Consider the following 11,768-nt stretch of genomic DNA (forward strand, 5'->3'; position numbering starts at 1 on the left):
CAAATACGGTCTGGCAGGCCGCAAAGTACGCCGTTTTGGCCCTATTCCGCCAAGGCCCGCGTGTAGGTGTGCGACACCGGCACGGGGCCTTTCACGCCCTGCTGCCCCAACGCCCGCTGCACCTGCTCGATAAGGCGACCGTAGGCGGGAATGGTGTGGCCGGCCAGCGTGTAGGCGCGGAAAGCCACCGTCATGCCGCCGGGCTTGAGGGCCACGATGCCGACCTGGGGCGCGGGGTCGGGCAGCACCTGCGGGTCGGCCTGGAGCAGGGGCACGGCCCAGCGGCGCAGCTCGTCGAGGCTGGTGGCGCTGTCCACGTCGGCCAGAATCTCGACCAGGGAGCGGCTCTGGGCGCTTTTGTTCACGATGACATTGTTGGAGGTGGCGCCGTTGGGCAGGATGATGGTGTCGCCCTGGGGCGTGGCCAGAATGGTGTTGAAGATCTGAATTTCGCGCACCTCTCCGGTTTTGCCCTGGCTCTCGATGATGTCGCCGACCACGTAGGGCTTGAAGATGAGGATAAGCACGCCGCCGGCAAAGTTGGCCAGCGTGCCCTGCAGCGCCAAGCCTACGGCCAGCCCCGCCGCACCCAGAATGGCCACGAACGAAGTGGTTTCGAAGCCCACCATGCCGGCCACCGAAATCAGCAGCAGCACCTTCAGCACGATATTGACCAGGCTGGTCAGAAACGAGCGCAGCGACACGTCGAGCCGGGCCGTGGATACGGTGATAAGGTGGCTGACGCGGCCGATAATCCACCAGCCGATGACCAACGCCAGCAGGGCCATAAACACGCGCGGCAGATAAAGCACGGCCAGCGTCTGGAGCTGCTCGGCGTAGGTGGTGATGCGGTTCATGGCTGCTGGCTGAAGTACGAATGAGAACAGGGCGGCTGATTATACTCAAAATCCCTGATTCAGCCATGAGCCGTGGCCAGCCATAAGCCTCAGGCCAACAGCAGAAAAGCCCGAAACCGCTTATTCAGCGAGTTTCGGGCTTTTCTCCGGGCTGCTTGGGCTACTTCAGTAGCTCCAGCACCACGGCCGTTTTGGCCGGCAGCTGCAGCGTGGCTAAGCTGCTGAGGGTTTCGCCAGTCAGCACGTTGCGGGCTTTGGTGAAGCCGCTCATGCGCTCCGAGAAGCGGGCCGTGGGCAGCGCGGCGGGCTTGTCGATAGCATTGGTGGCCACCATAACGGTACCGGTGGCATCGTAGCGGAAGTATACGTATATGCCCTTTTCCGGCAGATACTGCATCAGCCGGCCTGAATGCAGGGTCTTATGGTCGCGACGGTAGGTGGCGAGTTTTTTCACGAAGTCGAAGGCTTCGTTTTCGCGGGCCGAGCGGCCGGCGGCGGTGAATTTATCTTCCTTGTCGCCGGGCCAGCCGCCGGGAAAATCCTTCCGTACCTCGGCGTCGGAAGGATCCTTGAAGTTCTTCATCAGGATTTCGGTGCCGTAGTACATGCTCGGGATGCCGCGGGTGGTGAGCAGCCAAGTCAGGCCCATCTTGAACTTATCCAGGTCGTCGCCTACTTCGGAGAGGTAGCGGTTGTGGTCGTGATTATCGAGAAAGGTGACCAGCTTGGTGGGGTCCTGATACACGGCATCCTGGGCCAGGGCCTGGTATACGCGCTGAGGGCCGCCATCCCAGCTGGTAGCCTCAGGCTTGCCCACATCCTTCAGCGCCCCCAGCACCGCGCTTTCCAGCACGAAATCAAGCCCGCCGGGCTGGTTGGATTTAAAGGGGAAGTCAATCTTGTTCTTCACGTAGTAGGACTGGTCCACCACGTTGTTCACCGACGACTCGCCGAAGATGTGAATGCGCGGGTACTCGGCCAGCAGCGCCGCGTTGCAGCGGTTCATAAATGGCTGGTCGTTGTACATGTAGGTGTCAATGCGCCAAGCATCTACCCCGAAGTTCTCCACGCTCCAGATGGCGTTTTCGATGAGGTAGTTGGCCACATACGGGTTCTGCTGGTTCAGGTCGGGCAGGAAGGGCACAAACCAGCCGTCGAGGGTCACCTTTTTGTCGATCTGGGCCGCGTGCGGGTCGGTGATGGGCTGCTGCCGGTAGCTGGTATTGGTGTAGGTGGGCCACTGGTGCAGCCAGCTTTTCATGGGCATATCCTTTAGAATCCAGTGGTTCTGGCCCACATGATTGTACACGGCATCCTGCACCACCTTCAGGCCGGCGGCGTGGGCCTGTTGCACGTAGGCTTTGTAGGCCGCATTGCCGCCCAGGCGGCGGTCCACGTTGTATTGGTCGGTGAAGCCGTAGCCGTGGTAGGCCGAGCGCATGGTGCCGCCCTCGTTGGTGAGGGGCTGGTTGTTTTCGAGCACGGGCGTAAACCACACGGCCGTCACGCCCAGCTCTTTCAGGTAGCCGATGCGCCGGGCCGCGCCCTGCAGGTCGCCGCCGTGGCGGTAGAAGGGGTTGGCGCGGTCCATGTTGGGGTCGGCCAGGTCGGCAAACTTATCGTTGGCCGGGTCGCCGTTGGCAAACCGGTCGGGCATGGCCAGGTAGATGAGGTCGGCGGCCGTCACGCCTTGGCCCTTCGGGGTGTTGTCGCGGGCCCGCAGCTCCCAGGTCTGGCTGATGGTCTGGGTGCCTTTTTTGCCGATGATCTGCACCTTGCCGGGCTTGGCCGTGGGCGCAATGGTCAGGTCGAGAAAGGCGTAATTGGGATTCTCTACCGTATTGACTTTCACCAATTTCACCCCCGGATACGTGATGGTGTAGGTGAGCGTGCCGGCTTGAGGGCCATACACGAGCAGCTGCAAACTGGGGTTTTTCATCCCCACCCACCAGTTGGTGGGGTTGATGCGGGTGATGCCCGGCGCCGATTGGGCCAAGCCCAGCAAGGGCAGCAGCAGCGCCAGCAGCAGGCCGAAATAGCTTTGTTTCATACGATAAGGGGAATTTTTGAAAAAATATGGAGTGGGGCCGCCGGAACCAGGCGCAGCTGCAATAGTAAATAAACGGCGCAACAAAAACGGGGACGTTTGCTCCGGCGGCCGAGGTAGAGACGCATACTTGCGTCTCAATCGTTGAACGTCAATCGGCCGAGCAGCGCAGACGATTGAGACACAAGTATGCGTCTCTACTCCTGCTCCGGCCGCGCCGCCTTGCGGCTGCCCTGGTACAGCTCATATTTGAGCAGGCGGCAGTCAATGGGCCCGTTGAAGAGCGGAATGCGGCGCGAGGCTTTCAGGCCCACGCGCTTGGCGGCCTGCAGGTTGCCGGTAAAAATATATGCATCGTAGCCCTGGAAGCCGGTTTTGAGCGTATCGCCGATGGTTTTGTAGAGGCTCTCCATTTCCTGCTCCTCGCCGATTCGCTCGCCGTAGGGTGGGTTCATCATCACCAGGCCGGGGGCTTCATTGGCGGGGGCTTTGGCATCTTTCACGTCGCGCACGGCCAGCCGGATGAAGTCTTCCAGGTCGGCGGCGGCCACATTTTCGCGGGCCAGCTCAATGAACTCCGCCGACAGATCGGAGCCGGCCAGGTAGGCCTGGGGCTCGTCGAGGCGGGCGCTGCGGGCATCCATCCGCACCGATTCCCAGAGGGCGCGGTCAAAATCAGCCCAGTTCTCGAAGCAGAATTTGCCCTGATGATACAGGCCGGGCGCGATGCGCTGGGCAATGAGCGCGGCCTCGGTGAGCAGCGTGCCGGAGCCGCACATGGGGTCGATGAGGGCTTTTTTGCCGTCCCAGTCGGCCAGCAGCAGCAGGCCGGCGGCCAGGGCTTCGTTGAGCGGGGCGGCGTTGGTTTGCTGGCGGTAGCCGCGGCGGTGCAGGGAGTCGCCCGACGAGTCGAGGCTGAGCACCACCTCATTCTCAATCATGTGCAGGTGCAGCCGGATGTCGGGCGTTTTCACATCGACGCTGGGCCGCACGCCGGTGCGGTTGCGGAACTGGTCCACGATGGCATCTTTGGTGAGCTGGGCCACATATAAGGAGTGCTCGAAGGTAGATTTATTGACCACGGCCGTAATGGCGAAGGTCTGCTCCGCGCCGATGTACTCGCTCCAGTCGATGCGGCCGACTTCGCGGTACAGGGCTTTTTCGTCGGGAGCCAGGAAGTGGGCAAAGGGCTTGAGGATGCGCACGGCGGTGCGGCACCACAGATTGGCCTCGTAGAGCAGCTGCTTGGTGCCGGTGAACTCGACAGCCCGCTGCCCGATCTTCTCGATTTTGGCCCCCAGCTGGCGCAGCTCCTGGGCCAGCACTTCTTCCAGCCCAAACTGGGTGGTAGCCGTCATAAAAAAGGAGGCGTCGCGGCGGTTTTCAGACATGGAGCGGGGGTGTTTGGGGCGGAGAGAAGCCGCAAAGGTCGGCAATATGTCGTACAGACCGCTACTTTGCAGTGTTAGCCCGCGGCCCGCCCATGCGTCACTCCTTTCTTTTCGACCCCAATAAAAGCTCGCTGTTCTACCTGGTAGTGTTTCTGATGCTGTCCCTGCTCGGCATTCAGCTCTACCAGGCCGTGAACGGGCACTACTCCATTGTGGGCAGCGTAGCCTCTTTCCTGGGTCTGTTTGCGGCGTTTCAAAGCTGGAAAGCCGCCTCGGAGGGCGCGCGCAAAACCGATGAGGCCCTGCACCAGATGCAGCAGATGGCTCACGAAACCCGCCAGCTGGTGCAGCATAGCAGTGCCGTGGAAGAGCAGATTCGCGGGGCCGTGACCACTATCAGCGACGCCACTCGCCAGCTCTACAAAGGCTACCAGCCCATCATGGGGGCCATCCGCGACTTTCTGGCCCAGGCCCAGCACAGCGAATATATGGCCCTGATGACCGATTCGGCTGCCATCGGCACCTTCTACGCCCGCCACCATCGTCCCGCCCTCAACCAGCGCGAGCTGCGCACCCTCACCGACCGCATTCATGAGCTGCTGCTGGAGCGGGCCCGCGACGCCCGCGAGTTTTATTTGGCCACCCTCGATGCCGAAACTGACCCGCTGGACTTCCCACCCCCGCCGGCCGGCAACTCGCTCTATCACTTTCACTCAGCCAAGCTCTGGCAGCATCTGCACCCGGAGCAGCCGCTGAGCCAGACGGAGTGGGACGACCACCGGCTGCTGCACTTAGCCACGCTGCGGCAGGTGCGCGAAACCTTCGAGCTGTTTGCCGACCACCCCGCCCAGCGGGCCGCTGGCGTGCCGCCCCACCTCACGCTGCCCGTGCTGCCGCTGCAGCTTTTCATTCGCTACAATGCCGAGGCCAACGAGCCCTACCGCGCTTTAGTGGTGTTTGTGGGTCAGTACAACCTCGACCGGGTAGACGAGGCTCGCGCCCTCGAAACCACCGATCCGGAGCTGGTGCGCACCTTCATCAGCATGTTCGAGAGCATCACCAACCTCGACGACCACGCCGGCTACCAGCAGCTGCGCCGGCAGTGCCCGCTGTAGCGCCCCGCTCCCGCTGCCTAGCTCATGTGGCGGTGGCCGGTAGCAGCTTGATGGCGCCTTCTTATCTTTAAGCCCCTCATCCTTCATTTCTGCCTGCATGGCCGCTCCGCTCGCTTCTTCCTCCACTCCCACCGCCCTACCCGCTGCCCGCTCCTACGCCGGCCCCATGGTGCTGATGACCACCCTGTTCTTCCTGTTCGGGGCCGTCACCAACTTCAACGACGTGCTGATGCCCTACCTCAAGGACGTGTGTCAGCTCACCGATCTGCAGTCGTCGGCGGTGCAGTCGGCGTTTTTCGGGGCCTACTTTCTGATGTCGTTGCCCGCAGGCTGGGTGCTGAAAAAGCTGGGCTACCAGCGCGGCATCGTGGTGGGGCTGCTGGTAATGGCCGGCGGGGCGCTGCTGTTCATCCCGGCCGCCGACTCGCGGGCCTTCGGCCTGTTCCTGACGGCGCTGGCCGTGCTGGGCGCGGGCATCACGCTGTTGCAAGTGGCCGCCAACCCCTACGTGAGCGTGCTGGGGCCGGCCCGGTCGGCGGCGGCGCGGGTGAGCATCGTGGGCGTGGCCAATAACTTCGGCGGCAGCCTCTCGCCGCTGGTGGGCGGGCTCATTCTGTTCGGCGGCTCGGTGGCGCTGAAGGCCCGGCTGGCGGCCCTGCCCCTGGCCCAGCGCCTGGGCGAGGAAGCCCAGCTGGTGAAAGGCCCCTACATGGGGCTGGCGGCGTTTCTGGTGCTGCTGGCGGGCGTGTTTTTCTTCCTGGTAAAGCTCCCTGAAATTGAAGGCATGGATGCCGACGAGGCCCCGGCCGCCGCGGCAGGCACCGCCAGCTTAAGCCAACGCACCAGCGCCCTGGCCTTTCCGCACCTGGTGCTGGGCATCGTGGCCATTTTCGTGTATGTGGGCGTGGAAGTCGGGCTGGGCTCATTTCTGATCCGCTACGGTGAAAGCCAGGGCATTCAGCAGCTTTCCGGCTTCACCCAGAGCCTGGTGCGGGGCCTGAACGTGGCCACCAACTACGCCCTGGTGCTGTTCGGCCAGGAAGCCGCCCCCATCGATACCACCGCCGGCTTCACCAAAGCCGTGGGCGCGGTGCTGGTGTCGTCGTATTGGTTTGGCTCGTTGGTGGGCCGGCTGGTGGGCATTCCGCTGCTGCTGCGCTTCCACAACCGCGCCCTGCTGGTGGCCGTGTGCGCCGCCGGGGCCGCCTTAGTGGGCGCGTCGCTGCTCAGCCACGGCGAAACTGCCCTCTGGCTGGTGGTGCTCTGCGGACTGATGAACTCCATTATGTGGCCCGTCATCTTCCCGCTGGCCATCACCGGGCTGGGCCAGTTCACCAAACAGGGCTCTTCCTACCTGATTATGGCCATCGTGGGCGGCGCCCTCATTCCACCGCTGATGGGCTTCATTGCCACCCACGGCGGCGGCCTGCAGCTGGCCTTCGTGGTGCCCATGCTCTGCTACCTCTACCTGCTGTTTTACGCCCTGAGCGGCTATCGGGTGCGGTAATTTTTTTAGCTGCAAGCTGTAAGCCGCAAGCTTCAAGCTTTTTTCCGGTCTACAAGCCAAGAATTTTAGCTGGCCGCAGACTTACTCTAGCTCTTGGCAAAACAGAGGCTTGAAGCTTGCAGCCAATAGCTATTCCAGCGGTTACCTTTGCCGCAAATTCAGCCGCTTTCCCATGCCCGCTCCCTTGCTCGAACACGACGTTTCGCTCCGCCCCTACAACACCTTCGGCCTGGAGGTGAAGGCCCGCCTGTTTGCCCGCTTCCAGAGCGTGGAGGAGTTGCGCGGGCTGCTGTCGCTGGCCGAGGTGCAGCAGGCCGAAAAGCTCGTGCTGGGCGGCGGCTCCAATCTGCTTTTCACCCAGGATTTCGCGGGCGTAGTGCTCAAAAACGAGATTATGGGCCTCGAAATCACGGCTCAGGATGAGGCCACCGATACCGCCCTGGTGCGGGCCGGGGCCGGCGAGAGCTGGCACGGCATGGTGGAGTATGCGCTGGGGCAGGGCCTGAGCGGCATCGAAAACCTATCCTTGATTCCGGGTACGGTGGGCGCGGCCCCGCTGCAGAACATCGGTGCCTACGGGGCCGAGCTGAAGGACACCTTCGACCACCTGGAGGCCGTGGAAATCAGCACCGGGCAGCTGCGCACCTTCTCGTACGAGCAGTGCGGTTTCGGCTACCGCGAAAGCGTGTTCAAGGGTCCGCTGCGCAACCAGTTCATCGTGACGGGCGTGGTGCTGCGCCTGCGCCGCCGCCACCAGCTCAACACCAGCTACGGGGCCATCGGCACCACGCTGGCCGATATGGGCATCGAAACCGCCCCCACGCCCCAGGATGTGAGCGAGGCCGTGATGCGCATCCGCCGCAGCAAGCTGCCCGACCCCGCCCAGATTGGCAACGCGGGCAGCTTTTTCAAAAACCCCGAGCTTTCGCAGGCCAAATACGATGCCCTCAAAGCCCAGTACCCCGGCCTGCCCGGCTACCCGGTGCCGGGCGGCGTGAAGGTGCCCGCGGCCTGGCTCATTGAGCAGTGCGGCTGGAAGGGCCGCCGCTTCGGTGCCCACGGCGTGCACGATCAGCAGGCCTTGGTGCTGGTGAACCACGGCGGGGCCCAGGGGGCCGCCATCCGCGACTTGGCCCACGAAATCATTGCTTCCGTGCGCGAGAAGTTCGGCGTAGAGCTGCACCCGGAAGTGAATATTCTGTAGGCGGCCGCGGCGGTTTGGTGGTTTATAGCAGATAACATATTTTTAATCTGCGGGCTTTGTGCAATTCGCCTACGAATAAGGATCTTTGTGGAAATGCCCTTTCGCCAACCTCTTCCCAACTCCTCTCCTTCTCGTCTTTTTTTGTTGCATGAAGAACTTTACGCTTTTCGCCGCGCTGCTGAGCACGGCAACCGGGGTACAGGCCCAGTCGGCCATTAGTCTGTCGGCCGCCCGCACGGCCGGGCCGGGCACCACCGTTACGGTGCGCGGCACCGTGAGCAATGGCCCGGAGCTGGGGGCCGTACGCTTTATTCAGGATCAGCAGGCCGGACTGGCGGCTTTCTCCAACTCGGCCGTGGGCTTCTCGGCCCTGGTGGCCGGCGATAGTGTGGAGGTGCGCGGCACGCTCAAAAACTACAACGGCCTGCTCGAAATGGACCCCGTGACCTCCGTGCGCAAGCTGGCCTCGGGCCGCCGCCTGGTGCCGGTAGAAGTATCGGCGGCCAATATGATGCAGCTCTACAACGAGCAGTATGAGGGCCGGCTGGTCAAAATCAAGTCGAATACGGCCGTGACGACGCCCAGCGGCGTGGTTATCAGCACCTTCAACGGCAACACCAACTACCTGCTCAACGGGCAGCGCGGCGCTACCATCCGCACCAACAATGCCTCGGCCGGCGAGCTGGGCATCGTGGGCAAGCCCGCGCCTAATTCTGACTTCGACCTGACCGGCGTCATGGGGCAGTTTTCGCCCAGCGGCACGGGCGGCTACCAGTTGCTGCCCCGTCTCTACGGCGATATGGTGCTGGGCGGCGGCCTGCCCAACGTGCTGGGCGAGCCCGTGCCCACCGAGATGAGCCGTGACGGCTTCACCGTCACCTTCAACACCCAGAATGCCGGCGATACGAAGGTGGAATACGGCAAAACCTCCGCGCTGGGCACCGTCGTGATGAACGCCACGCCCACCACCCGCCACAACATCGCGCTGAGAAACCTGCAGCCCGGCACCGTGTACTACGTGAAGGTATCGTCGACCAATGCCGTAGGCACTTCCGCCACGCCGGCCGTGCCCATCATCACGGATACCAAGAAGCGCAGCGCGGGCCGCGGCCGCAGCGCCCAGGCCGACAGCGACGACGAGTAGATTTGCGGTTATTCCGGAATTTCATAACCGTTCCTTAATCCGGAAGCAAGGTTTTATTGCCTGAAAATCAGCATATTTGCAGCCTTGTTTTCCACCCAGCTTCTTCGCAACAACTTTTAAGGCTTTCATGAAAAAAATTACTCTTCTGGCCCTGCTTTCGCTCGGGGCAAGTCTGCAGTCGGCTATGGCCCAGACGGCCATCACCATTGCGGCGGCCCGGGCGGCGGCTCCGGCCTACAATACCTCCGGTACGGCCGCCGTCACGGTGCGCGGCGTGGTTACCAACGGGCCGGAGCTGGGCGTGATTCGCTACCTGCAGGATGGCACGGGCGGCATTGCGGCCTACTCGCCGAGCATGAGCAACGTGCGCCCCGGCGACAGTATTTCCGTTACGGGCATCATCAAAGACTACAAGGGCCTGCTGGAGTTTGACCCGGTTACTTCGTTCACGGTGCTGGCCGGCAACCGGCCGCTGCCAACTCCGGTTGCCTTTCCGGCCTCGGCGCTCTCCACGGCCTTCGCCGAGCGGTATGAGGGCCAGCTGGTGCGCCTGAACAACCTGACCTCCGTGACCACCACCACCGGCGCCCCCGTGTCGGCTTTCTCCAGCACCACCTACCGCATCAACGGCAACGGGGCGCTGACGGCCTACATCAACGCGGCCTCCACGGGCGCGGCCGGCCTGATTGGCAAACCCTCGCCGACCGGCGTATTCGATGCCATCGGCATCATGAGCCAATACACCAACACGGCTCCCGGCACCACCGGCTACCAGCTGCTGCCCCGCCTCTACGCCGATTTCCAGCAGGGCGGCACGCCTAACCTGGTAACAGCCCCACGCCCTACCAACATCAGCACCACCGGCTTCACGGTGAATTTCACGACCCAGAACGCCGGCAACACGAAGCTGGAGTACGCTACCTCTCCTACCGGCACGTTCCAGTCGGTGACGGGCGCTACCAACACCACCCAGCACAGCCTGGCCATCACGGGCCTGCAGCCGGCTACGGTGTACTACGTGAAGGCCATCTCCACCAACTCGGTGGGCCTGTCCGAGTCGCGCCTGATTCCTATGATTACGGCCTCGAACTCCTCGGGTAAGATGCGCAGCTACTTCACCACGGCGGTGAACACCGCGCTGGCGCTGCCCGGCAACAATGCCGTGTACCTGCCCAACGGGGCCATTGCCGACACCATTGCCCGCTATATCAACCGGGCTACCGCTACGCTCGACATTGCCATCTATAATTGGAACAGCCAGAAGATTCTGGATGCCGTGAATGCCGCCCACACCCGCGGCGTGGCCGTGCGCGTGCTGTTCGAGAACGACAACACCAACGTCAGCATTCAGAGCCTGAACCCCGCCATCCGGCGCGTGGGCCGCACCACGGCCCAGAACATCATGCACAACAAGTTTGTGATTATTGATGCCAACAACAATAACCCGAACGTTCCGTGGGTCTGGACCGGCTCGACCAACTGGACTCCCGGCCAGCTGAGCGTGGACCGCAACAACTCCATTGCCATTCAGGATCAGTCGCTGGCGAAGGTGTACACCATGGAGATGGACGAGATGTGGGGCGGTGGTACTACGAGCACGGCCGTATTCGGCTCGCTCAAAACCGACAACACCCCGCACTACCTCAACATTGGCGGCAAAACGGTGGAATCGTGGTTCTCGCCGACCGACAACGTGAACGGCCGCCTCATCGAGTCCATTCAGACCGCCGACAACGACCTGCACATTGCCACCATGCTCATCACCCAGAGCGACATCGGCCGCGCCATCCGCGACCAGGTGAACCTGCGCGGCATCGCCAACTGCTCGGAAGTACTGGTGGATGACACGACCAGCAGCACCGCTTCGGGCAGCATCTTCCGCACGATCAGAACGGCCATCGGCACCCGCGCCATGGTAAATAACGTGGCCGGCATCATGCACCACAAATACGCCATCATGGATGCCGGCGCTTCGGCTTCCGATCCGCAGGTGTTCGTGGGCTCGCACAACTGGAGCCTCTCGGCTAACACCGAAAACGACGAAAACACGCTCATCGTGCACGATGCCCGCATCGTGAATCAGTACTACCAGGAATTCCACCGCCGCATCACCGATCAGAACCGCGGCATCACGCCCTGCGCTCTGGTGCTGGCCACCCGCAACGGCACGGTGCAGAACTCCAACGTGCAGATCTATCCTAACCCGACCACGGGTAAGTTCCAGCTGCACCTGGAAGCCGCCAAAGCCCGCACGGCCACCATCACGCTGCGCGATGCCACCGGCCGCGTCGTGCTGACGGAAACCCGTCCGCTGACCGGCCAGGATGTGAGCATTGATGCCACCCAGCTGCGCGCCGGCCTGTATCTGGTACAGATCGTAACGCCCGAATCGACGCAGATCAGCCGCGTGGTGGTGGAGTAGATTACATCTTGATTCCACGCAAAAAAGGCGGCTCCCCAACTTGGGGAGCCGCCTTTTTTGCGTGGAGTAGAAGCGGGACGT

General features: G+C 62.7%; 8 protein-coding genes. 5 read left to right on the forward strand and 3 right to left on the reverse strand.

The annotated features are described in order from the left end of the window. Positions 1-41: 41 nt before the first annotated feature. From BUB62_RS11380 to BUB62_RS11390, 3 genes are all read right to left on the reverse strand, one after another. The gene (locus BUB62_RS11380) at positions 42-857 is read right to left on the reverse strand and encodes a mechanosensitive ion channel family protein (protein WP_073110132.1); all 816 of its coding nucleotides are present in this window, start codon (positions 855-857) and stop codon (positions 42-44) included. 160 nt (positions 858-1,017) lie between these two features. Then, a complete protein-coding gene (locus BUB62_RS11385; protein ID WP_073110135.1) occupies positions 1,018-2,907 on the reverse strand; it encodes an alpha-amylase family glycosyl hydrolase in 1,890 nt (629 codons plus the stop codon). A gap of 194 nt (positions 2,908-3,101) precedes the next feature. Further along, on the reverse strand, positions 3,102-4,295 hold the full coding sequence (locus BUB62_RS11390; protein WP_073110137.1) for a THUMP domain-containing class I SAM-dependent RNA methyltransferase: 1,194 nt from the start codon (positions 4,293-4,295) through the stop codon (positions 3,102-3,104). Between the two features lie 92 nt (positions 4,296-4,387). Here BUB62_RS11390 and BUB62_RS11395 point away from each other — a divergent pair, with 92 nt between their 5' ends. From BUB62_RS11395 to BUB62_RS11415, 5 genes are all read left to right on the forward strand, one after another. Further along, on the forward strand, positions 4,388-5,410 hold the full coding sequence (locus BUB62_RS11395; protein WP_073110140.1) for a hypothetical protein: 1,023 nt from the start codon (positions 4,388-4,390) through the stop codon (positions 5,408-5,410). Between the two features lie 97 nt (positions 5,411-5,507). Beyond that, positions 5,508-6,917: a sugar MFS transporter gene (locus BUB62_RS11400; protein WP_073110143.1), complete on the forward strand. Its 1,410-nt coding sequence runs from the start codon at positions 5,508-5,510 to the stop codon at positions 6,915-6,917. A gap of 172 nt (positions 6,918-7,089) precedes the next feature. Further along, complete coding sequence (gene murB / locus BUB62_RS11405; RefSeq protein WP_073110145.1) at positions 7,090-8,121, forward strand: UDP-N-acetylmuramate dehydrogenase; 1,032 nt, start codon at positions 7,090-7,092, stop codon at positions 8,119-8,121. A gap of 148 nt (positions 8,122-8,269) precedes the next feature. Continuing rightward, positions 8,270-9,265, forward strand: coding sequence for a hypothetical protein (locus tag BUB62_RS11410; RefSeq protein WP_073110148.1), 996 nt, complete (start codon positions 8,270-8,272; stop codon positions 9,263-9,265). Positions 9,266-9,392: 127 nt separating this feature from the next. Further along, entirely contained in the window at positions 9,393-11,687 is a 2,295-nt protein-coding gene (locus tag BUB62_RS11415) for a phospholipase D-like domain-containing protein (protein WP_073110151.1), read from the forward strand. Positions 11,688-11,768 lie beyond the last annotated feature (81 nt).

Source organism: Hymenobacter daecheongensis DSM 21074 (genome assembly GCF_900141805.1).
GTDB classification, from domain to species: Bacteria; Bacteroidota; Bacteroidia; order Cytophagales; family Hymenobacteraceae; genus Hymenobacter; species Hymenobacter daecheongensis.